Here is a 23,338-nt window from a genome sequence, read left to right as displayed (position 1 = left end):
GTGGCGGTCACCTCGGTCACCGCCGTGACCGAAGCAAGGACCGGCGCCACACGCGCGATCAACCCCGGGTCCGCGTCGTCTGCGAGCCGCGGCGGCTTCACCGCGCCGGAACCGCCGGGTCGAGAGTCTGCCGTAACCAAGTGCCGCCCGGTCGCGAGCCCGCGCTCATTGTCCGAGCAATCCCGGGTTCGCCGCAAGGGCGACCAGCGAGCCACTCTGCCGAGCCCGCGGGAAGCCGAGGTCCCGCCGGAGACGTTCTCCGCGCACGATGTGCCAAGAACGCTCCCACGAGGACCTGATGCGGAGTGTGATCAGGACAGCCGGCGGATGTCGCCGCGGACGCGGTAGAAGCCGCCGCGGGCCGACTCGGCGATGCCGTCGACCACGTAGCGGGCACCGGCACGGCGAATGTCTTTGGGAAACTGCACATTCCATCCCTGGTGGAATCCGGGGGAGACGACACGCACCCGCAGGGAACTGCCGTGGCTCACGCATTCCACGACGACGCCGGTGCCCGCGTCGGAAGTGATCTCGACGGTGTCGCTGGGCACCACCGCGGAGATCTCGGGGGCTTTCACCGACACCGTCTGCGGCAGCACGCCCTGCTCGGCATCGCGGATGGCGGCTTCGCCGACGTCGAGACAGGCCAGCGTGCCGGTCGTGGTGACTAGGTACAGCTTCTCGTCGTGGTACTGCATGGAATAGGCCGAACCGCAGCCGGTGGCCAGCTTCCACACGCGGTTCCCCGTGGCGTCGAAGCAGTACACCGAGGAGTAGTTGTCACCGGCGAAGACGTAACGGCCGTCCGGCGAGGTGGCGCAGGAGAAGACCGCGGCATCGCACTGGTAGATGTGCTCGGCGCGGCCGTTCTTGGCCACCATGCGGACCTGGTTGCGGGAGGTACCCGCGTAGACGGCGTCGGATTCCTGCCAGCCGAACAGGACGTCTCCTCCGGTGGCCGCCTGCCACAGGGGATTCCCGCTGTCCAGGTCGTATTTGGTGACGCCCGCGGAATGCCCGTGGTAGACGCCGTGCGCGTCGATGCGCACCATCCAGCCCGAATCGCCGGTGCTGCGCCGGGTCCACAGCGACTCTTCCTCGTAATCGATCACGGTGATGCCGCCTTGGCGGTCGGAGACGCCGAGGATGCCGTCGTGGATGTCGAGCCAGTAGATGTCGACATCGGCCGCGATATCGTAGGCCGCCCGCGGCACCTTGCCCGACAAGTCGTAGACGCGGCCGTCGTCGCATCCGGCGTAGATCCAGAAATCATCGGCCACAATGCATTTGACGGCGTCCGGCAGGCGGTACCGGCCGGTGACCACGCCGTCCGGGGTCAGGGTGAACACGTCACCGCTCTCGTTGCCCACCCAGCAGCGGCGCTCGTCGACGAAGATGCCGAAGGCGGCGGCGCCGGAGTCGAAACTCCACAGCACGGGCGCGGCCTTCGCGGTCGAGCGGCCGCTGCTGATCGCCCGCCTCGTCACCGGACGTCTGCCCCGCGCCCCCAGCACGGCGGGCGCATAGCCCTTCCGCACCTTCTCGCCCACCTTCTTCGCCGCGGCCGCCTGCGCCTTCTCCACGGTGGCGAACGAACTCACCTTCGTCTGCCCCTGCTCCCCGATGCGGCCGAAACGGACACTCACTTGCGTCCCCGCGACGATCACCTCGTAGAACTTGTGCGCGGTACCACTGTCCTCGGACAGTTCGAGATAGGTGGTTCCCCCGATTGTCATAGCGCCTCGCCTGTTTTCGTCAGATCAGAACGAAACGAAAGTTAGCAAGAGGCACCGACATTCAGCGGTAGTCTGCCCGGTCACCCGACCGGAGCGGCGCCGGGGTCTGGCAGAATCGTGCCGGGCTCGTCATGAGGGGGGACGCCATGGTGTTGACCGCGCGATTCCAGCCGGGATCGACCAGTCGTCCGTTCGTCGATCGGGAGCCGGTACTGACGCGGTTCGAGGAGTTGCTGGGCGACGCCGCCGAGCATCCCCGGGTGATGCTGCTCAGTGGTGTCGGCGGGATCGGCAAGTCCCGGTTGGTCACCGAGCTGCGAGCGCGGGTCGAGAAGCGTCATCCGGCGGCGGTGCTCGATCTGCAGGTGCCGAGCCATCGGCAGGCCGCGGACGGGCTCGCCGTGCTGCGCGTCCAGTTCGGCGCGCAGAAGATCAAGTTCCACCGCTTCGACATCGCCTGCGCGGTGCTGTGGCAGCGCATGCACCCGCATCTGCGCCTGACCTCGGACTCGCTGGCGCTGGCCGAGCACAGCGAGATCCTGACCGAGATCCTCAACGACGCCACCGGTATTCCGGTCTTCGGCACCGCGACCCGGCTGCTCGACCTCGGTGCGCGCCGCGCCATCCGCACCCACCGGATACGCCACGACCCCGTCCTCCAGGAACTCGACCGTTTGAGTCTCGCGGGCCTGGAAGAAGCCGTCTCCTACCTGTTCGCCGAAGACCTCAAGCACGGGACCCAGGGCAAGAAGCCCTACGTGGTGTTCCTGGACGCCTACGAAGCCTTGATGGGCGGTACCGATCGCGAAGGCCGCGCGGCGGCGTCCGACGCCTGGTTGCGCGATGTGGTCGCGCAGCTGGACACCGGCCTGGTGGTGATCGCCTGCCGCGAGCCGCTCGGTTGGGAGCGGCACGACCCGGAGTGGTCGACCCGGATTCGCGCCGTGCCGGTCGATGACCTGCCCATGGACGCCCGCTTCGAGCTGCTCGACTCGTCCGGTATCGAGGATCCCGCCGAGCGCGCGGCGATCGCCGCTTCGAGCGCGGGCGTCCCGTTCTATCTGCATCTGGCCATCGATGCCCGCACCCGGGCAGGCTGGGTGGCGCCCGCCGAATTGGTCTCGCCCGAAACGATTCTGGAGCGCTTCCTGCAACATGTGCGCCCCGACGAAGTCCGGTTGCTGGAATTGCTGGGGCTACCTCGTACGTTCGATCGGGAGATCTTCGCCGCTGTCGCGGAGCAGTTCGAGTTACCTCATCACATCGCGGCATGGAAATCCCTGATCGCGTACTCGTTCGTGTACGCCGCCGACGAAAGCGGCGAAGGCGAGCGCTTTCAGCTACACCAGCTGATGGTGGACGCGCTGCAGCGGCGCTTGGATCCGGATGTTCGGCGCACCCTGCATGCGATGCTGCACAACCTGTGGTTCATCCGTGCCGAACGGCCGACCGGCCGGGTCACCGCTCTGCGGGAGGCGGGATACCACGGTGTTCGGTCGGGCATGCTTTCCGCGGTGACGTTGCTGCACTACGTCGACCGGATCGAAGCGGCAGGTGGCAGCCAGGGTATCGGCGGAGTGATCAGCGATCTGGACCGCTACCTGAGCGATCCGCATGAGAACCTGGCAGGTATGGCGGAACTGTCGGAACTCACGCGGTGCCTGGAAGCGGAAGCGGCGGTGCTGCTCGGCGACGCCAAGCAAGCCGATCGCCTCACTCGGGACGTCGCTTTGGATCGGACCGGACCGATCGCGGAGCGGTTGGCTGTCGCCGCGGCGAACGCGCGCCGCATCCTCGGTGACACCGACGAGGCGTTGACCATCTACCAGGACGTGTGGTCGCGCGGATCGGGGCGGGCCCGGCTCGTCGCCGGTCAGTGGGCGGCCGACCTGCACATGTGCCAGGGCCGATTCGGTCAGGCTCTGACCATGTGCGAGGAACTCGTGACGATGGCGGACGGCGACGACAGCGAGTTCCTGGGCGATGTGGCGCGGTTGCGGCACCTCGCCTACCGGCTGGCGTTCGACACCGACCGCGCCGCACAGTATCTGGCCGAAGCCGACACCCATTACCGCGCCGCGGGCAGCGTCGTCGGGCAGGCCAATATCGCGACGAACGTGGCCGAGCTGCTGGCGCTCACCGACCCGTCGCGGGCGATCGCGGCCGCCGGAGCCGCGATCGTGCAACAGCGTGAGCTGGGTGCGCTGCACGAACTGGGAAAGGCCTACACCGCACTCGGTTCGGCGCGACTGTCGCTCGGAGAACTGGACGCCGCCGAGCACGCGCTCGCCGAAGCATGCGAGATACTCGAACAAGCCGGGTACCGCTCGGGCCGCGCAAGGGCGGAGCTGTTCCGTGCCGGCGTCTTCGCACGTCGCGGCTTACGCGACGATGCCGTCCGCAGTGCGCGCTGGGCCATCGCGGAATTCGAGGGCGCGAACGTCTACCCGGGGCTGGTGCTCGTGGCGCGAGCGGTCCTGGCGCTGTACGGCTGGACCGAACCGGACATCTCGAGAGCCGCCGCGGCCGCGCGGTCGCGCATCCAGCCGCCGACGCCGGGATCGGGCGTCGACCGCGACGCGGCACGGGTGATCGCACGGGTAGTCGGTGTCGACGCGGCGGCGATGTACCACGACGCGCTGTCCCGCTCGCAGTCGGCGGCCGGGTACTACAACCACAATGTCCGGGTCGACGGCATCGCGGGCGCGGTGAACGTGCGGATTCCCGTCGAGGGCGCCGACGCGATGGATCTGCGGCAATGGCCCGAACCCGCGATCTTGATCGCGATCGAGCCCTTCGTCGCCTCGGCGCCGAAGCTGCGCTGGGAATCGGTCCGTCCCGCCTATCAGATCCACGACTACATCGACGGCGACCTGCTCGATCGCGTCGCGCCCCGCGGTGTGCCTGTGCCGGCTCATGTACCGCCGCACGTGGCGGCGTTATTCGCGGAACTCCGCCGTATTCCCAGGGAACTGCTGCCGCCGATCGAATCGGACGGGGACGACGATCCCGCCGGGTTCGCCCGCCGATTGTCCGCTGTCACCGCGCGGGTGCACCGCGAAAGCAGCGCGGAATTCGGCGAGCTGTACCGTCGGCTGGGCGTCCCCGATCGGCCGCTCGAGCGGATCGTCGCGTCGTGGGACACCCTCGAGGCCAGGCCGTTTCGGATGGTGCACGCCGACGTGCACCGGAAGAACATGATCGTGCGCAACGGCCGGGTCGTCTTCCTCGACTGGGAATTCGCACTGTACGGCGACCCGGTGTACGACGTGGCCACCCATCTGCACAAAATGGGCTACCTCCCGCAGGAGCAGGACGCGTTCCTCGCCGAGTGGATCGCCGCCGAACCCGAGGCCGCCACCGGTGAGTGGCGGCGTGACTTGCAAACCTACCTCGATCACGAGCGGGTCAAATCCGTCGTCGTCGATGCCGTTCGCTACAGCAAGGCACTCAGGCAGGGAGCGGGGGACGCGGCGGCGGAGGCGGCGTTGGTGGGCAGCATGGCCGGGAAGCTGCGGCTGGCGCGTGAGGTGTGGGGGCAGAGCGAGCCGGTCGACGACGGGATGGTGGAAGCGGTGCTGCGCGGGCGACGATGACCCGGCAAGCCGAAATCATCTGGGCAGGGTGCCGATCGAGATCCCGGTGATGACATCGGCAACGATCACACCATCGGCGTATTGCCGCCCGTAGACGGCGACCAGGGCGCCCACGCGTATCTCGGTCGCCCGCTTGGCGAGCAGAACCTGCACCTTGGTGCCGGTGTCGGTACGGACCTTGACGCTGTTGCTGGTGAACGCGTTGCGCACCACCATGGTCGTGCCGTCGTTGGCGGTGACCTTCCCGAAGGTGATCCCGATGCCTGAGCGGCCGGCAGGGGGAGCGGGAGCGGGGACCGAAGGCGTCGTCGCGCGCACGGTGGACGAAGGTGGCGAGGTGCTCGGGGCGCTGGTGCGGGCCGTTGTAGTCGTCGATGACGCCGTTTCCGTTGGGCCGCCGACGAATAGACATCCGGACACCACCAAGATCACCATGCCGATGCAGAGCCCGACGAATGCGGCCGCTCCCGTGTTGCGCAGCCGATGCGGCTCGTCATCCCGATCTCGCCGCGGCAGCGGCGGCATCCCCATTGCCGTTGTCCGAGAAACGGTTTCGGATCGCGGGGCGAGCGCGCCGGGATGCACTCCGGACCGGACCGGACGCGAAACCTCGCTGTCGGCACGCGACCGCGAGCCGCTCGCGCTCGACGCAGTGGAGTTCGATCGCGTCCTCGCCATAGAAATGGTTGTCGCCGAGAGCGTTTCGGGATCTCCCCCGAGCCGTGCGAGCCGACCTACTCTCGCCGACTTCCCACTGTGCGTACTCCAGCGAGGCATATGGCAAGGGTAGGTGCGCCTATTCGTGTGCTTGTTGTCACTGGCGGGGAGTGCCGGTGTGACCAGCATCGATGCGGGTTCGCCTGCGATGGATGACTTCGTTCGGCTCGCCAGCCGTGGCCGATAGTGTTGTGCGACAGATGCATTGCGTTGCGGTGGCGGCGAACATCTGGCTTGCAGCAGGGCGGTTCCGGCTGTTCGGCTCCGCACCCGGTCGGTCAACCGATCCGATGGGCGCGATTCCGGTGGAACCGATCGGCGGCCTGCTGCGTCAATGTCGATGTAAGAAGCGCGAACAAGCGAATGTGAAGAGGGAGGTGTTGGTGACCGAATTCGATGTGCACCCATGCTGCGGATGACTTGGCGCGGATGGCTGCGGACTTCGAGCGCCGGGCCGGACGGATTCAGGAGTTGGAAGGCCGGATGCAGGCGCTGACCGCGGAAGAAGCCCGAGAACAATCCACTGATCGCCGAGGGGACCGATTGCCGGGAGGAGTATTTCCAGGAGACGGTCTTCTGGATGCGCGACATCGGTCTGAAGCAGGATGAAGAGACCAAGCTGCCGGGGGTCCTGTCCGGCACCATCGCCGGAGACGCATGGGAGGCTTACGCCAACTTCCGCAACGCCGAGACATTCGACTCGATCACGGGCGGCATCTCGGTCGGCGCCACCGTGGCGGACGCGGTGTTCGATCCGTTCGGATTCGTCGGCGATCAGATCGCCGGATGGATGCTCACGCACGTCGAGCCCTACCGCAAGGTGCTGGATGGGCTCGCCGGAAACGACAAGATGGTGGAGGCGTATTCCAAGTCGTGGAACCTCATCGCCGAAGAGCTGACCGACATGAGCGAATCATGGCGGTTGGGTCTGGAGGCCGATATCACGACGTGGACCGGGAGCGCGGTGGACGCCTACCGGAACCGGGCCACGGATCTCATCGACCAGATCGCCGGGGCGGGCGGGGTGGCGGCCACGCTCGGCGAGATCATGGATACCGCGTCGAAGATCGTCAAGGCCTTCCGGAAGATGGTGCAGGACATCCTGACAAGCCTGGCGGGTGCACTGATCGGGTACACACTCGAACTCGCGGCCTCCCTGGGCGCAGCGGGCCCGCACGTCGCCGCCGCGGTGATCGCCAGGATCGGGCGCGATGGTTTGAAGATCTCGAAGTTACTGCTCGACATGGCGAGTGCCTTCAAGGACGTTCAGACGCTCGTCCAGGCGGTTGCCGCGGTCATCTATGCCCTTCTGGGCAAGGAAAACCAGCCCGCCCAGGGCTGACGATCTGGATTCGGCTTCGCGAAGGCAATCTTTGCGACCAGCACCATCGACGAGGGGAACCCGAGCACTGTGAACGATCAGCACGCGCCGTACGCCGGAGGTCCCGAGCAACAGCCGTCCGCACCCCGGTCCCGGGGCGACTACCCGGGATCGGTTGATGGTGAGGCCACTCACCATGTGCCGCCGCCGATACATACCGTTGACCGGCCGAGACTTCGGTTCTTCCAAAACGTCGAGCGTCACCCGGTGGACGCATACCAGCCAGAACCGGGCGAGACCGGGATCGTGGTCGACACGTCCTACTTCCGATGGTGGATCGCTGGCCCTGTGTACGCGTCGACCGGACCGCGCATTTATGTGAACGGCAACGAAATTCCGAACGCCTCCTGGGGTCCCACCTACATCCCGGTGCCCCCTGGGCTCTACCGGGTCGAAGTTCTGACGCGGGGTGTCAACCTTCTCATCAGATTCTTGGTCCGCGCGTGGGACTCCGATATGGGTCCGGCGGAAACCGTCGTGCCGGTAGAACCCGGATGCCGCACGACGGTGTACTACCGCTCCCCCGCCTTCTACCTCCTGCCAGGCGCTATCGCTCCGAAACCGCCGAGGTGGCCTGGTCTCAACTGGATCCGCACCAGCTGGGTCGTCTTCGGCGCATTGTTCGCCCTGCTGCTCTCGGCGGTGGTGCTGAACATCCTCGACTGAGCGGTCATCCAACATCTACCGATCCAATCACTGTGGGATGGAACAGTGCTGGAGTTGCTGCTCTGTACAGACTTTGCCATCGGTTCGGCAGATCGGTGCATCGACGCGGGGGATCACCATGATCAGGTGGGGGCGTGGCTCCTACAGTCGAGGGAGCAACGGTGAAGAGACCATCGAATTGCTCGCGACGACGCAAGTCGATTGGGTATGAATGACCGGATGGCAATTCTGGTGTACCGCGTCGTTGCCCGAACGACCGATGCGTGACGAACAGGAAGTAGCGCGCCTCTTCGCGGACTTGGCGCCGCTGTGGCAGGCGTTGCATCGGCGTATGTCGACCGGCAGGCCGGTGCTTCGGGTCAAGGTCGGCCCACTGGACATCCGCCAGCAGACGGCATTCGCCGATTTGTTCGGTTCGTCCAGGCTGCCCGGTGAGTACCGGACGGTCAGCGTGGCCGACGTGGATGCGGTGCTATCCGAAGTGGTCGGAACGGATTCATACACTGTCGTCGAGCAACTTGTCGGGCCGGTCGGCAATAGAGCAGCTGATCGCGCGGCCGAGGCCGCAACTCGACAGCAGTTGTGGGCGTGGTTGTCCGCCCACGACGTCGTGCGCCGACAACCTGTGCTCGAGGAGTGGGTGACCTCGATGCGGCGCACGGGAATGATGGCGAAGTCGATCGAGTACACGAGATCCGAACTCGAGCGGGCGTTGCGCGTCCTGCGTGAACTGCCCGGAGCCGGGGTGCCTCTGCCGGTGTTCGCCGCACGAGTGCTCGGCGATCCGCACGCACTCGATGACGGAACACGGTTGCAGGCGACGGTTGTTCGCGCTCTCGCCACCCTCTACGACAGTGAGCCGCCGACCGACGCCATTCAGTTGCGAGCCCTGTGGGAGCGTGCCGGGGTGGCTGACGACGAACTATCGTCCACCGTGCTTGTCGCTGGATCGCCGACGGGAAGTACCGACGGAGTTGGGCCAGATCCTGCGCACCTGCGCGAGCCGTGGACTGGCCGCGGTTGTGACGCTGCAGCAAATCCGATGCCAGCCGCAACCAGCCGAGGCGGCTGGACTCGTGTGGATAGTAGAGAACCCCAGCATCCTCGCGATGGCGTTGGGTCGTTTCGGCGATCGTTGCCCGCCGATCATCTGCACGAGAGGGTGGCCGAGCAGCGCCTGTGTGCAGTTGCTGGAACGACTGGCAGGTGCGGGCTCCGAACTTCGCTATCACGGCGACCTCGACGGGGAGGGTTTGCGGATTGCCGCCAACATCGTCGCCAGGTTCGGTGCGAGGCCTTGGCGAATGACCAGCGCTGACTACCTCTCGGCGGTTCGGGCGAGCGGACCCGCTGTCGGGCGGGTGACCCCTGTGCCGTGGGACGGTGACCTGTCGGAGCACCTGCGCCGGACCGGCCTGGCGGTCCCTGAGGAGCGGGTCGTCGATCTGTTGCTCACGGATATCCAGCCGTGAATGTCGGCCCTTGGGTCTATGGTGGGCATTCGAGTCGCCAGCCAGGGGGAGCCACTAATGGATCCGATTCGTGTTCCGCCCGGGATGTTCCGTTTCACCAGCGGTGATCGTGCCGGACTCTATGTTTCGGTGCTGCACACGTTCGGTGAGGCGAACGAACGTCTGGAAACGGCACTCGGCATCGACGAGGTTCGGGCCCGGTTGCGGTCGGTCGGATGGTTGGAAGCTATCGAGGACGACGATTTGACCGCAGCGCTGGACCAGCTGCACACCTGGAATCTGGTCGACGTCATCCAGAACCACTCCGAGAACTACCGCACCGCGACGGAATACGAGCGTCGCAATCTGCAGTACTCACTCACCCGGCAGGGTGAGGCCGCCTTCGCCGGCGTCCTGCACGCGATGACGGTTCTGGCGTCGACCGGTGCTCTGCAAACCGCGGTGCTCGACGCGATCTCCGACCGGCTCGCCGACCTGGTGCACGAACTGGAGTCGGGCACGGATCGCCGAGTGTTCACGGCGTTGAGCGAGCTCGAGTCCCATCTCGAGGCGCTACGGGGCAACACCAAGCAGTTCAACGGCGAATTGCAGCGTCTGCTGCGCGCCGATGGCGTGGACCTCACAGTGTTTTACGAGGTCAAAGCCGCCACGGTGGCCTACCTCCACGAGTTCCTCACCGATCTCGAGTACCGCGCTCATGTGATCGGCTCCCGCATCCAGGCGATCGAGGACTTCGGTGTCACGCGCATGCATCAACGTGCCCTACGCGGAGCCGAACTGCCGAAACCGAGTGGCATCGATCCCGGGGTGGCGTGGCTGGAACACCGCAGAGCCCGCTGGGATGGCCTGCGCGCGTGGTTCCTGCCTGCGGACGGCACGCAGCCGCGCATCGACCAACTGCGCCAGGTCGGTCGGCGGGCCATCGTCACATTGCTCCAGGTGCTCGATCGGATCACCGAGTCACGCAGGCGCTCGAGCAGCGCCGTGGCGGATTTCCGGGAGTTGGCACGGTGGTTCTCGGTCCTGCCGGAGCAGGACGATCTGCACCGGTTGTGGTCCACCGCCTTCGGGCTCAACTCCGCGCGGCATCCGCACCTGGCCCACTGCGACCCGGAGTTGGTGAGCCATACGGCGTCGTGGCAGGAGGCGCCCGCAGTCGAGGTCTCGCCGCTTCTACGATCGTCCGGTCGCACCGAGCGATTCGGCCGAACCGGTGCGATTCCCGATGTCGCGGCGATCAAGGAGGCTCGCGCGGCACGTGCCGCACTGGAACGGGCGGAACTTCAGGCCGCGTGGGACATGCTCGACACCGGAGGCAGCATCCGTCTTTCAGCCTTCGGCGAACTGGATCACGAGGTGTTCGAACGACTGCTCGAATTGCTCGGCCGCGCGCTCGGCGGCGCGCAGGAGCCGAATGGCACCCGCCGGGGTAGCACCGCGGACGGACGAGTCAAAATCGTCTTACGGCCTTCGCCTGACGGCGGAACTGCCGAGCTGAAGACACGGCGCGGAGTGTTTCGCGGACCCGACTACATTGTGGAAATCACCGCACCCGGACCTGAGAGGCGCCACCCCAGCAGCATTCGCATGGTCGAAACTCAGGCAGCTTCCGGGAGTCCGTAGTGAGCGAACTAGCGAATCAATTGGTGATCGCCGAACGGGAGCAGATCGCCCGGGGCGTGCGGCATCTACTTGCTGATCCGCTGATCACCGAACGCGCCGCGCCGGACGTGTTCGACGTGATCAGAAGGCGGCGCGATCCGATTGCGAAGTGGTTCGACTATTACTGCGGGTGGACGCTGATCGTCGAGCCTCGGCTCGGCTATGCCCGTCTGGTCAAGGTGCGGCCGGCCGCCGACCCGACCCGGCCTGCGCGTCGGCTGCGTTCCGGTAGATCGGCGTTCGATCGCAGGCGGTATGTGCTGCTGTGCGTGGTGGCGGCGGAACTTTTCGCTGCTCCCGTGACGACCATCGGCCTGCTCGCGGGACGGGTGCGGGCCGCCACCGCAGAAGAACCGGTGGTGGAGACCTTCGATTCGGCTAGCCGCGGTGAACGGATGGCATTCGTGGACGCGCTGCGGCTCCTGGAATCGTTCGGCGTACTCGAAGCGGTCGATGGGGTGGCCGACTCGTTTGTGGATTCGGACGCGGCGAAGGTGCTGTTCCGAGTCGACACCACGCTGTTGTTGCGACTACTGGCGACTCCCTCGGGGCCATCGCAGCTGGGAATGCCCGTGGAAGAGGTGCCGCTGCGACTCGCCGATGTCCTGGCGGAACTCACCAGGGAGCGTCGCTATGGACTGGCGGGCGCACCGGCGGGCAGGCATGCGGACCGCACCGGCGTTTCCGACGCTCAGCGAAATCTATGGTTGCGGCACAGCGTATTTCGCCGGCTTGTCGACGACCCCGTGGTCTACCTCGACGAACTCAGTGCGGACGAGCGTGCCTACCTCGAGTCTCCCACCGGCAGGCAGCTGCTGCGTCGCGCCGCCGAACAGGGCGGTTTCATCCTGGAGGAACGGGCCGAAGGTGTACTTCTGATCGATCCGGACGGCATCGCGACCGACAACAAGTTCCCCGATGACGCGAGCACGGCGAAGGTAGCCGCCCTGCTGCTCCTGGATGCCATGCCGGGTCCGACCACCGTCGAGCAGTTGCAGCGCAGCACTGCCGGAATGCTGGAACGCTTTCCGCGCTGGGCCCGAAAATATCAAGGTGAAGGTGGCGTTCGAGAGATAGTTTCCGACGCGCTCGCGGTGCTGAAGGAGTTCGGGCTCGTCCGCACGTCGGCATCGGGTTTGGTGACTCCGCTGCCGGCCGCCTTCTTCGAGGGGCGTGAACGCCACAACGCGCTCGGCGAAACCGTTTTCCTCGGTATCGGCCGCGCTCTGTCGACACCTGGCCCGACCGCAGGGCAGCAACGGTGTGACGTCGAGATCTCGCTCGATCCAGAAGGCGGTCGAACGGTCGCCGCGACGGTTGGCGCGGATAACGGGACGTTCGTCCAGTTCTTTCACGACGGCAGCATTGCGGTCGGCAACGACGGCCGCGATCTCGCGAGCGTTTTCAACGTCGGCCGGGAGGCGAATCAGACGCGCGGCCGCAACGGTGTCGGGGGATCGGTGATGGTGACCTTCGAGGGGAGCTACCGCCCGCAAGTATTGCGCGCGTGTGATCACCTCGTCGAGGTCGGTGAGCGTGCCGCACCGCCGCCGAATCGGTTGTACAAGGACGAATTCGAAGTACGCTGACCCGGTAAACCACGGCGACAGCAGTAGGTCCACTGGTCTGACTCCGGTGCAGTTCCGGCGCTGGTGCCGGCTGACTTCTTGGCCCGGGCGATCCCGGTTGCCCGGGCATGATTCCGACGCGTCAGGTGTAGCTGGGATCGTTTTCCTCGCGGAAGGCCGCGACCGTTGCGTGTATGGCCCGGTCGAGTTGGGTTCGTACTTCCGTGGTGTCGGCGGGGACTGCTTTGATGGTGGGTCCGCTGCGGACGAGATAGCGGCCGTCGGGATAGTCCATCACGTGGAAGCCGCGGGCGGGTGCCGGGCGGTTGTCCCAGGCCGGGCCCGCGTACACCGCGACGTGGGCGATGGTGCTGCGGGGGCGTTCGAAGAACTGCTCGGCTCGGATGCGGGGCGGGGCGGGCGCGCCCACACGGTACGGTTCCTCGTCCTCGGTGTCGAGTTCGTGCCGCGAGATATCGATGCCGGGGCCGCTGCCGGGTGCGGCGTCGGGCAGGTGGTCGATGACCCGACGGCTCACGCCCTGCCCATCGATCAGTGACATGTGCACGGCCCCACCGCAATCCGGAGACGAGGTGGGTTCCTGTACCAGCAGTACAGCATGCCGATAGTGCACGGCCGCGTGCACGCGCAGTTTGTCCTTCCCGCTGAAGCCCGCCATCTCGATGCGCGCCTCGGGTTCGGCCAGCACACGCAGTGCGCTGTACAGGGACTCGTCGAGGCGACGGTGCAGCCCGGCGGCTTCGGATTTCCACTCCGCCTCGTAATCGGCGACGGTTTCGGCGGTGGATCGGTACTGCAACGGGTATGGCAGCACGTCGCGCTCGACGGCCCGCCACAGCACCGTGAAGCCGAGTGCGGTGAACGACCAGTCCCTCCGGCTCATGAAGCCGGCTCCTTCGTCGTGCACCACGGCCGTGCTGTGCGTTTCGGTGTGGTGTCGCTTCTCGGCTCGCTCATTCGCCGATCACCGGGGGCACCGACTTCACCCTGTTCTCCGCACCGAGGCCGGTGAGTTCCTCGCCGTTGCGCTGGTTGACCAGATAGTCCTTCGTCTGATGTTCCTTGTCGTCGTCGCCCTTGCCACGAGCGCCCGGCGCCATCATGCCCGGCATGCCGCTCGTTCCTGGCCGACCGGTCCCGGGACGCGCGGCGGCGGGAACGCCGCCTGGAACGGCGGGGAGGCCGTTGATGCTTCGGCCCGGCGCGGGGCTGCCGAGTCCGGGCACGCCTGGGCTGGGCGTGCCCGGACTCGGCGTGCCGGGGGATCCTGGGCTCGGTGTTCCGGGGCGGGTCAGTGATGGATCGGTGCCGGGATTTGTGCTCGCCGGTTGGGTCGAAGGGTTCGCGCCTGCGGGGGTGGTCGTGGTCTGTTCGGGCGTGCTTTCCCGCTCGGCTATCGGATTCGTGCTGGGCGGCACGGTGCTCTCTGACGTGTTCTCAGTACCCGGTAGCTGTGCTGGGTCCACCGTAGTGCCCTTATCGCTGGCATCGGTACCGGGCGACGACGGCCGCCAGCTGTTGTTCGGCGCGGATGGCTGATCGCCCGTATTGTGCACCGGGTTGTACGGCTTGGGTACCAGTGGAACACCGGTGTCGGCTTCCCGGACGGCGGGGTAGAAGACGTTCTTGACGACGTTCACGGACGCATCGTGCGCGGAGTCGTCGCGGTGCTGGTTCAACTTCCAGGTCGGGCCCGGCACCCAGCTGGCGACGTTGCTGGTCCACGAATGGGTCGGCGCTTCTTGCACGGCGGGCCGGGTGACCTCGATGCCCGATCGGATGATCTTCACCTTCTCGGCGACGATCTGCACCGAACTGATCAGTCCGCTGGATTTGTCGACGTATTCCTTGATCCCGTCCGCCGCGGCCTTCGCCGCCGCCCCCTCCCACTTGCCTTCCATGGCTTTGCCGATCTCCGGACCGAAACCTCGCAAACCCTGCTCGAGCCGATTGCGAATGGACTCCCACCGCTGGTGCAGCGCTACAACATCGGTGATCGACATCGCCTGCACACGTTGATAAAGGTCGTCGATACCGTCCGGATTCTTGTACGCGCTCTCCGGAACTTTCGGTGACTGGGTCTGCACATCGCCACCGGCGCGCATGATTTCGGCGATGCGGTTGCGTGCGATGGCCGCGTCGGGGCTCTCGTCGCGCGAACCACTGTCCGGCGGGCCCGATTTCGACTGCTCGAGCAGCGCGGCGCCAATCGCTACCAAGAACGGCAGACCCATGATTATCCCCCGGTCAGCTCAGCAGATTGCTCGTGTCTTGCGCATTAGAGTCGTCCTGGGCGCCGATGCGGTCCACGGAAATCTGGATCGTATCACGCATCAGGGTCAGCACTTCGATGTGCTCTTTGAGGGCGGAGTCCACATCACCGTCGCCGCCGATTGCCTTGGCGCTCAGCATGTTCGCCAGCTCGTCGGAGCAGTCGAACTTGCCGAGGCCCGTGACCATCTCGACATCCTTCAGGCTCGTGCGGAGAGAGTTGTAGAGCTGGATCTGGCGATCGCAGGCATCCCAGCACTCTTTCGCAACCGAGCGGTCTAGATAGAGGCGCCCAGCCTTCGCTTCGTCAGCGAGGTATCGCCAGCGCGATACCTCCTCTTCCATTGCCATAGATGGTCTCCTTGGTCAGCGCGGGAATATCGGGACCAGACTCTCAGCGGCTGTCCTCGCCCGGGTGCATGGAGCAACAACATTCTTTGATGATGCATGGTTATAAATCGTAATACTCAGCGCGCCATGGCTCGAAGGAAAGACCAGATCGCAGTCCTCGTCGAACTTGTCCTTTGTCCGACGATACTGAACGCCGCTTCGGTTGCCGACTGAGATATCAGTGAATTCTATATTGCCTTCTTTCTTTTTGAAGTCCTCCACTGAATGAATCGTCGACCAGACGCCGAGTGCAAAGTCCGCACTGCTCCAGTTGCAGTGCTTCCATCCGGGCTCTTCGACGCCACCGACCCCGGACTCTCTCGTCGACGGGCTTACGCCGATCTTTTCAAGTAACTGATCCGACACCTGCGTGCACGGATCCCACAGCGCGGCCGTGGCCGCCGACGTGTCGACGGTCGTGCTGGGCGTGGCAGTCCCGTTCGTGCCCGATTCGCACCCCGAAGCGACCAGCACCACCCCAGCGAGCGCCGCAACCGTCGCCGTCGTCCGTTGTCCCACCGAAGCCTCCCGATCCGGGCCGTCAAAGTCGTCCCTGAAGTCTATGACGCACTCAGGGGGCCTCCGGTTCCATCGGATTCGGTTGTGCGGATCAGGAACCTCGGACCCTTGCATCAGCCATCGACCGGGAGCGCAGCTCGGTGATCGCTGCTACGAGTGGTGTCGCGGCCGGTCAGGTCCCCGAAAACCCGGGTGATGGTGTGGTGCTCGGTCCGCGCAGATGATGATCGACTGCACGACGGTGCTGATGTGTGGCCGGAACGCGTCGCGTGGTGCGACGACCCACCAGCGGTATCCGGTCCGTTCGTCAGCGGGGGAGGGCAGCAATATCTCGCCGCCGTCGGGGACGACCGTCGCGCGGGCGCGCAGTAGCGCGATGAAGATGTCGCTGTCGTCGGCGAGCTGGTGGGTCTCGTCGGGCCGGACGAGGATCGTCCAGCGGCCGGAGCCGTGTGCGATGACTGGGCCGAGCAAGTATTGCCCGGCGAGGTCGTTGTGGACCATTCTGCCGAGTTGTTCGGGTACCGTCACCGCGCCTACATCTCCTGCGCGCAGAGTGATTCGTCGGGTTTCCTCGTGGACGTAACACGGGAGCCCGTAGACGTGCCGGTAGCGCTGGCAGCGGGTGAGTGTCGGGTCGGCGGCGGGATCTGTATTCATGGCCGCTCCGTCAGCACTGGTCGGGAACGACTCGGCTCTGTCCGGGGGTAGGCGGATTGCACCGATGAACTCTCCGTTCGGATTCGGAAGATGAATGGCGGGGAAGCGTTCAGTCCCACAGCCGCGCGCAGGGGAGGTGCGGGAGGTCGTCGTCCAGGTTGTCATCGACGGTCACGGTGATGTCCGGGAACCGTTGTGCCAGTGCGCGTGCGACGCTTTCGGCCTGTTCGGCGCTCGCCTGGTAGTCCAAGCGCAGCTGACCGGTTTCGATCTGGATGTGGCGGCGTCGGTGCGGCGATCCGGGAGCGGCTTCCTTCACTGCGGCCTGCTCGGGTCCGGCACCATTCGTCCGCTGTCGATCAGCACCTGTCGTGCCGCCGCCTTGCGTGCGCAATGTTTCGCGCGGCAGGCGACGTGGATCTGCATCACGTCATGGGCTTGGGTGATGCTGAACGGCAACATCGGTGCACGGTGGGCGGCTGCGTCACACAGGGCGATGAGTTGGTACATGGCGAGGGAATGCGGGGACACGGTAAACCTCTCTGTTTCGAGGATCGGCCGGCGCCCGGTACCGGGGCTCTCGCCACCGGTCCGCCACTCTGGCCGACCGGTGCGCCGCAGACAGTCCGGCGTCGGCCCGGTACCGGGCACCTGCGGCGAACGTAAGCGCGGCATTCGGCCAAGTGGGAGCGCGGATTTCGGTTTCCGTTCCGACTATGCGAGGAGCCGTATATCCTGCGCAGGCACCCGTTTCTGGGGTGAATGCTCAGGGGAACGACAATCGATAATCGGGGGGTGCTGGGCCATGTACATGACGACCGGTGAAGTGATCCGGCGAATCCGTAAATCGGTCGGCATGACCCAGACCGAGTTGGGCGCACTGATCAATTTCTCCCAGCCTGCCGTCTCGCACCTCGAGCGCGGCGGCCCCGCCTCCCATGATGTTCGCGTTCTTCGGCTCGTAGCCCGTGCGCTTCAGGTTCCGCTTGCCATACTGGTAGTGGAGTCGGACCAGGAGGCAGATGTGGACCGTCGAAACTTCTTCAAAGCAGGGGCATTGGGGAGCATGGGGGCCGCCACGATGTCGGCAGCCGCCCCGGCTGGAGCCGCGGCGGTCTCGAACGTGAAGGTCGGTATGAGCGATGTTGCCGCCATCGCCGAGAGCGTGAACCAGATTCACGAACTCGACTTGGTGGTCGGTGGTGACCGGTTGTGCCGGGTTGCTGCCAATCAAGTTCGCTATGTCGAGCAGCTTCTCAACCACGGCACCTACACCGACGAGGTCGGACGCGCGCTCACCAGCACGGGCGCGGAGATGATGACCGCCGCAGGGTGGGTCCACTTCGACGCGGGCCGTTTCGACGATGCTCGTCGTTATTACGCGGACGCGGCGCAGGCCGCCAACGCCGCTGGTGACGGGATCGCGGCGGCCCATGCCCTGGGGAACGCCAGCTGCCTCATGGTGCGCCTTCCTGGTGAGAACACGGCCGGGAAGGCGCTCGCCGTGCAGTACGCCCAAGCTGCTTCGAGGGCAACGCTTCGTGACGGCGGCCCGAAACTACGAGCGCTGATGGCGATCCGTGAAGCTGAAGCACACGGATCACGCGGCGACAAGACGGAAATGACGGCTGCGATCAGCAGAGCACACCGTGCTTACGAGTCCGTTCGGGGGCACGACCCGGATTGGGTCTACCTGTCCGAGGCTGAGCTGAACGGCATCACCGGCAAAGCTCAGATGTGGTTGGGGGAGCACACTGCGGCGGCCACCCACCTGCAAGCCGCAATCGACAGTTCGTCAGCGTGGCCGCGGGAGCGTGCCGCGTGGCAGCTCAACCTTGCGCGCAATCTCCTCGATGCTGGCGACGTTCCCCAGGCGTGTTCCCTGCTCGCCGACAACTTCGGGACCATCAGTACCGTGGCATCCACGCGCCTACACCAGCAAATCGATGGAATCGCCAACCTGGTTCGCACCCATGCCGCGGTTCCGGAGGTGCGGGAATTCCTCGGCAGGCGCGCCGCGCAGGTCTAGCCTGCGCGGAGTAGATGGATGCTCCGCCATCCGGATCGGCGAGCACCCGGTTCCTGCGGTACCGGGTGCGTGGCTCGCTTCGCCGTCGAGGCTCTGCGGCGACAGCACGAAACTCTTCTCCGCACCAACAAGCCCCTCGCCGAAGACAGCGGAAGGTGCCAGGCAGTCACCCCGATGCGAACGCCACGCCGAATGCCAGGCCCGGGAGCAGGCTTCGGCAACGCCGGGACTCCGATTGATCCGCATTCGTTCGTCAGCATCGACGGCTCGGGGAATCGCGAACAAGACTCGCCGCATTTCAATGTGGATTGAAGGCGGGTCTTGGCGAGCTGCGCCGTCGTCCGTCCGGACCTGCTGGCCCTAGAGTGGGCGACCGCTCTTGCCCTGCGTTCCCTTCCGTGTCCTGCGGAAGGCAGCCCCATGTGCTCGCTTTCGTTCGCCGTGCTGGGTTCGGCGAGATCGCCGCCGCCGCGTCGATCAACCGCCGCACGCATTTCACGCCCCTATGGAGACCCGGAGTCGGTGTCCTGGACCGCGATTATCAACGTGCTGCTGGCCGATGGCGGTGTCGCAGGGCAGTGGCCGAGGTGTACGGGAGTCGCACCGGGAAACGGCAGCGCCTCCGCGTCGAGAAGACGGGAGGCGCTTGCCCGGATTCGAGTTCAGGACTCAGTAGGCCCCGTTGACGTTGTCCATCGAGCCGTACCGATGGGCCGCGTAGTTGCAGGCGGCGGTGATGTTGGCGACCGGGTCCCAGATGTCGAAGGGAGTGCCGTCGACGTGGTAGGCGTTGAAGGTCGGGTCGATCACCTGGAGGAGCCCCTTGGAGGGGGTGCCTTTGGCGGCGTTGGAGTCCGACAGGTTGATGGCCTTGGGATTACCGCCCGATTCACGCATGATGTTGCGGTGGATGCCCTCGTAGCTCCCAGGGATGCCGTGTACGCGCATGACGTCGAGGGACTGGCGAATCCAGCCGTCGAGGTTGTCCTCGTACACGGGGGGCGGCGCGGGCAGGAAACCTTGCGGTGGCAGCCCGGGCAATGCAGGCAGTGCGGGCAGTCCGGGCAGCGCGAAGGCCGGGGCGTCGATCGGCGTGGCATCGGCGACCGGCTTGACAGGCGCCGGAGCGCTGTCGTCGGCCACCGCGACCCCGGTGGAGAAGCCCACGGCGATTACGCCGATGGTGGCCGCGAGGACGGCACCCTTACGTAGCGACAGGTGGCGGAAAGGGGAACGGCGTGCGTCAGTCATCGAGAAATCAGTTCCTTGATCGTGCGGCGATCCGGCTCGAGGAGGCAGCGCGGATCCACGGCGGGCACCAGATGTGGGTTTTCGCCGTCTCGGCTCGTGTGCTGTTTTCGGATTTCGTTGTGAAAGCCAGGATTCGAATTCCTGGCCGCACGACGCGGTGAACTACTCGGGGCTGTGCCCGCCGGTGCCGCTGCCGTACCCGAGGAGAAACAAGCCGTAGGCTGTGGAGCTGGTTTCTCAGGTCTCTTCCGGACCTGATCTCAGCTTGATCACAGCCGGTGAACGCTAGGCAAACGAACGATTAATGAAAGAAATTGCTGATCTTGGAAGCCCTGGTCAGCGGGCTCCGCATCGCCGTCATCCAGGCATTTTGTCCGTAAACGTGATATATGCCACAAATCTGGAATCCGTGATAACGCCGCTGTCTATGTCTCGACTCGATCACGGCATGAGAACGGCGCATCTTTGATGACACCGTTTCGAGGCGAAGGCCTCGACGAATCGCCCGGCTCTCGGGCGGAGGTTGCTCTTCGACTGTTCGGGCCGCTGACAATCAACCGAGGCTCGATCCGGTGGGGCGATCTCGTTGCCTGGCCGTACAGCCGTTCGGCCGGGTAGGAAAGCGGGCCGCAGCGTTCAGGCGTTTCAGTTGGCGAAAGCGTTTTCAGGTCGATATCTCAGCTCCTGCGCCAAAGCTTCGGTCACCTGACGGATCGCTGCTTCGGCTTCCTCCAGTGCCTCGGTGTTCAATCCGCCGCGCTGCGAATAGCGGTTCAGCGCCTCGTAGGCTTCCTCGAAGGCTGACGTGACCTTCTCCAGGTCGAACAGCTGGAGCCTCGCTCGTGCGACTTCGAGGCGGGCATGCCGTGCGGTCGCCAACTTGGCCCATTCGCTCCGCGTGCCCCGGGAGCCCTCGGTCCCCAGTTGCCGGTCGCGTTGACCGGCGGCTTTGCGCCGCCGGATGTTGAACAGTGCTTCCCGCAAGGCGGCAACCGCCTCGACGGCCGCTCCCAGCTGTTCGGCGCGTCGCTCCTTTCGGCGGTCATTGCCGATCTGTCGGGTCACGTTCCGCCACGCTATCCACGCTGCCAAGAGCGCAATAACTGCGGTAAGGATGGTGGCGACCGGTTGTGCCCACCAATGAGGATTTGCCGCAGTCGCTTGTTGGGCAAGGAACGACGACCGCGCCCCCATCGGACCCCCTCGAGTTCTGGTGCACTGATGCCATGGCGAGGACAGCTGATCCTCGTCATTCGGAGGCAGTGAACTGTACACCTTCGCCGAGCACGGCCCTGGCCCCGTCGAGATCGGCCAGGCGAGCAGAAACCGTTGCCGCTGAGAGGTTTTCAGGAAGGACATCGGAGAACTTCAGTCCCTTGACGGAACGCTTGTCGACGGCAGGAAGCCTCAAACGGGACCCGGCGTCGGATGACGCACGTACCGAGCGCCAGACATCTCGGGTGACCTCCGTGCGCAGCCGGAGCGAGAAATCGGATGGACGTTGGGCAGGGTCGACTACTTCGGCCAGTGTCGCAGCAAGGGTCGCGTTGGCTCGATAGCCTGCCCACGTCCACCAGCGGACGTTTCCGTCGTCTGTGGCGATGACCGTTGCGTTGGATGTGCCCAGTACAGCTCGTTTCGCCAGACGCTGTTCAGTGAGATTCGACGCGGCGCGCCTGGTCAACGCCACCGGGGGGTCTGTACCGAGCAATACGGCGCGGATGGCGCGAGCGAGTTCGAAGGACAGCCCGCGAAGGCCGGTACCAGACCATTTGGCGATGCCGCCACTGTCGGCGGGTTCGACGAAAACTCTTTTACGGTTCCAATCGATGTATGTGACGCGCCAACTGCGTCCGGCAAGTAACAGCAGCCGAGGACCGGGGCGATCGTCGGTGAGAACGGATGTGTCCGCATGCCCGATCTCCTGGCGTCCGGAGAGCACGGTGAACTGAGGCGGCGCGGTGAATGCCGCCGTCAGTTCGAGGAAATGGCGTCGCCCGAATCGCCTTTCGGCTTCGGGCCCGATGTGCAGGAGACCACCGTCGTCATCGAGGTAGCCGACCTCGATGAGGTGTCGCAGAATCGGTGCGGCGGAAGAATCGAAGGGCCTCAGGCCATTCCACTCCTGAGGCCACAGCCGGTCACCGAGAGTGTGGCGCTGCAAGGTGACGGCCAACAATTGCTGAGCGACAAGATGGCGGGGCTCGGGTGGGGCGACGACCGGCTCCACCCAGCCGCGGCCCCACAGCAGCAGCAAACCGGCCGCCTGCACCAGCGCATCCTCGGTGGTGGTCAGGAATAGGCAGTTGCGGGTGCTGCCGGTCCGGCGTCCGGTTCTGCCGATGCGTTGCAGGAAGGAAGCAACGGTGGGTGGTGCGTCGATTTGGATCACCCGATCGAGATCGCCTACGTCGATGCCGAGTTCGAGAGTCGACGTCGAGACGATCACGCAGTCGCGGGCTTCAGCGAATGCCAGTTCGGCACGAGCGCGTTCGTCCTGCGAGAGGGATGCGTGTGAGAGGAACACCGTGACGCCTCTGCCGCGCAGAGCCGCGCCCAGCTGCTCGACTTGGCGGCGGGAATCACAAAATACCAGCCTTTTCTCGCCCTGGTGCAGGGCCGAGATCACTTTGGCGGCATTGTCGAGTGAGCCGACATAGTCGAGTTCGACGTTACCTGGTGGCGGAGTGGTGCTGACTTCCGAGCGGCCGTTACCGGTTGGCATGTCCGGTGCAACGACCGTGCCGGAGCGTGAACCTGCGCCCGCGCCTTGTAGCCAGCTCAGCAATTGTCGAGGGTTCCCGACGGTCGCCGAAAGTCCGACGCGCTGGATGGGATTACCGGTCACCCGTTGCAGACGCTCCAGCACCGCGAGAAGATGCCACCCACGGTCGTCGCCCGCGAACGCGTGAACCTCGTCGACCACGACCGAACGGACGTTTCCGAGCAGGTCGTCATGGTCGGTCTTCACACCGATCAGCATGGCTTCCAACGATTCCGGAGTGGTGAGCAGAATGTTCGGAGGTTCCTTGCGGATACGGTTGCGCTGGGATTCGGTCGTATCGCCGTGCCACAGTGCCGCACGCAGGCCGAGCCATTGGGCGTAGGCGTCGACGCGGCTGACGAGGTTGTTCAACAGCGCTTTGAGCGGGCACAAGTACAGTACTGAGACACCTGTCCACTCCTGCTGAACCATCGCCGACAACAGTGGAAAGCATGCGGCCTCGGTCTTGCCGCCGGCCGTCGGGGCGAGCAGCACCGCATCGTCGCCGTCGAGTAGAGGTCCGATTGCCGCCTTCTGCAGTGGCCGGAGGTCGGGCCAGCCGAGGGTGTTGACAATGTGGTGCACTACTACCGGATCGAGGCGATCCAGTGGGTCGATGGCCGGCCTCATGATGA

General features: G+C 65.5%; 20 protein-coding genes and 1 pseudogene. 9 read left to right on the top strand and 12 right to left on the bottom strand.

Annotated features, from left to right (window positions below):
* Positions 1–311: 311 nt before the first annotated feature.
* Entirely contained in the window at positions 312–1,736 is a 1,425-nt protein-coding gene (locus ABZ420_RS24220) for a WGR domain-containing protein (RefSeq protein ID WP_357126776.1), read from the bottom strand.
* Between the two features lie 146 nt (positions 1,737–1,882).
* On the opposite strand from ABZ420_RS24220, the gene ABZ420_RS24215 reads away from it, so the two are divergent.
* Positions 1,883–5,332 (top strand): phosphotransferase, encoded by a 3,450-nt coding sequence (locus tag ABZ420_RS24215; protein ID WP_357126773.1) that lies wholly within the window; start codon positions 1,883–1,885, stop codon positions 5,330–5,332.
* A 15-nt stretch (positions 5,333–5,347) separates the two neighbouring features.
* Here ABZ420_RS24215 and ABZ420_RS24210 read toward each other — a convergent pair whose 3' ends face one another.
* Complete coding sequence (locus ABZ420_RS24210) at positions 5,348–5,863, bottom strand: DUF5666 domain-containing protein (protein WP_357126770.1); 516 nt, start codon at positions 5,861–5,863, stop codon at positions 5,348–5,350.
* A gap of 338 nt (positions 5,864–6,201) precedes the next feature.
* Between ABZ420_RS24210 and ABZ420_RS24205 the strand changes: the two genes are divergently transcribed.
* The 7 genes and pseudogenes from ABZ420_RS24205 to ABZ420_RS24175 all read left to right on the top strand — a co-directional run bounded on the left by ABZ420_RS24205 (position 6,202) and on the right by ABZ420_RS24175 (position 12,819).
* Positions 6,202–6,468, top strand: coding sequence for a hypothetical protein (locus tag ABZ420_RS24205; RefSeq protein ID WP_357126767.1), 267 nt, complete (start codon positions 6,202–6,204; stop codon positions 6,466–6,468).
* A 161-nt stretch (positions 6,469–6,629) separates the two neighbouring features.
* Positions 6,630–7,391, top strand: coding sequence for a hypothetical protein (locus tag ABZ420_RS24200; protein ID WP_357126764.1), 762 nt, complete (start codon positions 6,630–6,632; stop codon positions 7,389–7,391).
* Between the two features lie 246 nt (positions 7,392–7,637).
* Positions 7,638–8,096 (top strand): hypothetical protein, encoded by a 459-nt coding sequence (locus ABZ420_RS24195; RefSeq protein WP_357126761.1) that lies wholly within the window; start codon positions 7,638–7,640, stop codon positions 8,094–8,096.
* A gap of 211 nt (positions 8,097–8,307) precedes the next feature.
* A pseudogene (locus tag ABZ420_RS24190) lies at positions 8,308–9,039 on the top strand (TIGR02679 domain-containing protein); the annotation flags it as partial.
* A complete protein-coding gene (locus tag ABZ420_RS24185; RefSeq protein ID WP_357126851.1) occupies positions 8,951–9,568 on the top strand; it encodes a DUF2399 domain-containing protein in 618 nt (205 codons plus the stop codon). The pseudogene ABZ420_RS24190 and the gene ABZ420_RS24185, both read left to right, overlap by 89 nt.
* Positions 9,569–9,586: 18 nt before the next feature.
* A complete protein-coding gene (locus tag ABZ420_RS24180) occupies positions 9,587–11,191 on the top strand; it encodes a TIGR02677 family protein (protein WP_357126758.1) in 1,605 nt (534 codons plus the stop codon).
* Positions 11,191–12,819, top strand: a complete 1,629-nt coding sequence (locus tag ABZ420_RS24175; RefSeq protein ID WP_357126755.1) for a TIGR02678 family protein — start codon at positions 11,191–11,193, stop codon at positions 12,817–12,819. Before ABZ420_RS24180 ends, ABZ420_RS24175 begins: the two co-directional genes overlap by 1 nt.
* Positions 12,820–12,940: 121 nt before the next feature.
* Here ABZ420_RS24175 and ABZ420_RS24170 read toward each other — a convergent pair whose 3' ends face one another.
* From ABZ420_RS24170 to ABZ420_RS24140, 7 genes are all read right to left on the bottom strand, one after another.
* Positions 12,941–13,702 carry an ESX secretion-associated protein EspG gene (locus tag ABZ420_RS24170; protein WP_357126752.1) on the bottom strand — a complete coding sequence of 254 codons (762 nt, stop codon included), beginning with the start codon at positions 13,700–13,702 and terminating at the stop codon, positions 12,941–12,943.
* A 70-nt stretch (positions 13,703–13,772) separates the two neighbouring features.
* A complete protein-coding gene (locus tag ABZ420_RS24165; protein WP_357126749.1) occupies positions 13,773–15,053 on the bottom strand; it encodes a hypothetical protein in 1,281 nt (426 codons plus the stop codon).
* 13 nt (positions 15,054–15,066) lie between these two features.
* Positions 15,067–15,441: a hypothetical protein gene (locus tag ABZ420_RS24160; RefSeq protein ID WP_357126747.1), complete on the bottom strand. Its 375-nt coding sequence runs from the start codon at positions 15,439–15,441 to the stop codon at positions 15,067–15,069.
* Between the two features lie 15 nt (positions 15,442–15,456).
* Positions 15,457–15,999 carry a DUF3558 domain-containing protein gene (locus tag ABZ420_RS24155; RefSeq protein WP_357126744.1) on the bottom strand — a complete coding sequence of 181 codons (543 nt, stop codon included), beginning with the start codon at positions 15,997–15,999 and terminating at the stop codon, positions 15,457–15,459.
* Between the two features lie 150 nt (positions 16,000–16,149).
* Positions 16,150–16,659, bottom strand: a complete 510-nt coding sequence (locus ABZ420_RS24150; RefSeq protein WP_357126741.1) for a DNA-directed RNA polymerase subunit beta — start codon at positions 16,657–16,659, stop codon at positions 16,150–16,152.
* Positions 16,660–16,768: 109 nt separating this feature from the next.
* Positions 16,769–16,978: a hypothetical protein gene (locus tag ABZ420_RS24145; RefSeq protein WP_223517275.1), complete on the bottom strand. Its 210-nt coding sequence runs from the start codon at positions 16,976–16,978 to the stop codon at positions 16,769–16,771.
* On the bottom strand, positions 16,975–17,121 hold the full coding sequence (locus ABZ420_RS24140; RefSeq protein ID WP_280492718.1) for a hypothetical protein: 147 nt from the start codon (positions 17,119–17,121) through the stop codon (positions 16,975–16,977). Before ABZ420_RS24140 ends, ABZ420_RS24145 begins: the two co-directional genes overlap by 4 nt.
* Before the next feature lie 343 nt (positions 17,122–17,464).
* Here ABZ420_RS24140 and ABZ420_RS24135 point away from each other — a divergent pair, with 343 nt between their 5' ends.
* A complete protein-coding gene (locus ABZ420_RS24135) occupies positions 17,465–18,688 on the top strand; it encodes a helix-turn-helix transcriptional regulator (protein WP_357126737.1) in 1,224 nt (407 codons plus the stop codon).
* Positions 18,689–19,357: 669 nt separating this feature from the next.
* On the opposite strand, the gene ABZ420_RS24130 is transcribed toward ABZ420_RS24135, so the two are convergent.
* From ABZ420_RS24130 to ABZ420_RS24120, 3 genes are all read right to left on the bottom strand, one after another.
* Positions 19,358–19,939 (bottom strand): transglycosylase SLT domain-containing protein, encoded by a 582-nt coding sequence (locus ABZ420_RS24130; protein ID WP_357126734.1) that lies wholly within the window; start codon positions 19,937–19,939, stop codon positions 19,358–19,360.
* Positions 19,940–20,584: 645 nt separating this feature from the next.
* Positions 20,585–21,004 (bottom strand): hypothetical protein, encoded by a 420-nt coding sequence (locus tag ABZ420_RS24125; RefSeq protein WP_357126732.1) that lies wholly within the window; start codon positions 21,002–21,004, stop codon positions 20,585–20,587.
* Between the two features lie 184 nt (positions 21,005–21,188).
* Positions 21,189–23,333, bottom strand: a complete 2,145-nt coding sequence (locus ABZ420_RS24120) for a DEAD/DEAH box helicase (protein ID WP_357126848.1) — start codon at positions 23,331–23,333, stop codon at positions 21,189–21,191.
* Positions 23,334–23,338 lie beyond the last annotated feature (5 nt).

The sequence above is a fragment of the Nocardia sp. NPDC005745 genome (genome assembly GCF_040630775.1).
GTDB lineage: Bacteria > Actinomycetota > Actinomycetes > Mycobacteriales > Mycobacteriaceae > Nocardia.
Note: the sequence above shows the minus strand (reverse complement) of the source record. Positions and strands in the feature narration are given on the sequence as shown.

What these genes read in the sequence shown, in the direction of transcription:
- ABZ420_RS24130 (WP_357126734.1), bottom strand. Translation starts at nt 19,939, where the DNA reads ATGACTGACGCACGCCGTTCCCCTTTCCGCCACCTGTCGCTACGTAAG.
- ABZ420_RS24200 (WP_357126764.1), top strand. Translation starts at nt 6,630, where the DNA reads ATGCGCGACATCGGTCTGAAGCAGGATGAAGAGACCAAGCTGCCGGGG.
- ABZ420_RS24150 (WP_357126741.1), bottom strand. Translation starts at nt 16,659, where the DNA reads ATGAATACAGATCCCGCCGCCGACCCGACACTCACCCGCTGCCAGCGC.
- ABZ420_RS24160 (WP_357126747.1), bottom strand. Translation starts at nt 15,441, where the DNA reads ATGGCAATGGAAGAGGAGGTATCGCGCTGGCGATACCTCGCTGACGAA.
- ABZ420_RS24220 (WP_357126776.1), bottom strand. Translation starts at nt 1,736, where the DNA reads ATGACAATCGGGGGAACCACCTATCTCGAACTGTCCGAGGACAGTGGT.
- ABZ420_RS24210 (WP_357126770.1), bottom strand. Translation starts at nt 5,863, where the DNA reads ATGGGGATGCCGCCGCTGCCGCGGCGAGATCGGGATGACGAGCCGCAT.
- ABZ420_RS24120 (WP_357126848.1), bottom strand. Translation starts at nt 23,333, where the DNA reads ATGAGGCCGGCCATCGACCCACTGGATCGCCTCGATCCGGTAGTAGTG.
- ABZ420_RS24140 (WP_280492718.1), bottom strand. Translation starts at nt 17,121, where the DNA reads ATGTTGCCGTTCAGCATCACCCAAGCCCATGACGTGATGCAGATCCAC.
- ABZ420_RS24180 (WP_357126758.1), top strand. Translation starts at nt 9,587, where the DNA reads ATGGTGGGCATTCGAGTCGCCAGCCAGGGGGAGCCACTAATGGATCCG.
- ABZ420_RS24215 (WP_357126773.1), top strand. Translation starts at nt 1,883, where the DNA reads ATGGTGTTGACCGCGCGATTCCAGCCGGGATCGACCAGTCGTCCGTTC.
- ABZ420_RS24165 (WP_357126749.1), bottom strand. Translation starts at nt 15,053, where the DNA reads ATGGGTCTGCCGTTCTTGGTAGCGATTGGCGCCGCGCTGCTCGAGCAG.
- ABZ420_RS24205 (WP_357126767.1), top strand. Translation starts at nt 6,202, where the DNA reads ATGACTTCGTTCGGCTCGCCAGCCGTGGCCGATAGTGTTGTGCGACAG.
- ABZ420_RS24170 (WP_357126752.1), bottom strand. Translation starts at nt 13,702, where the DNA reads ATGAGCCGGAGGGACTGGTCGTTCACCGCACTCGGCTTCACGGTGCTG.
- ABZ420_RS24135 (WP_357126737.1), top strand. Translation starts at nt 17,465, where the DNA reads ATGTACATGACGACCGGTGAAGTGATCCGGCGAATCCGTAAATCGGTC.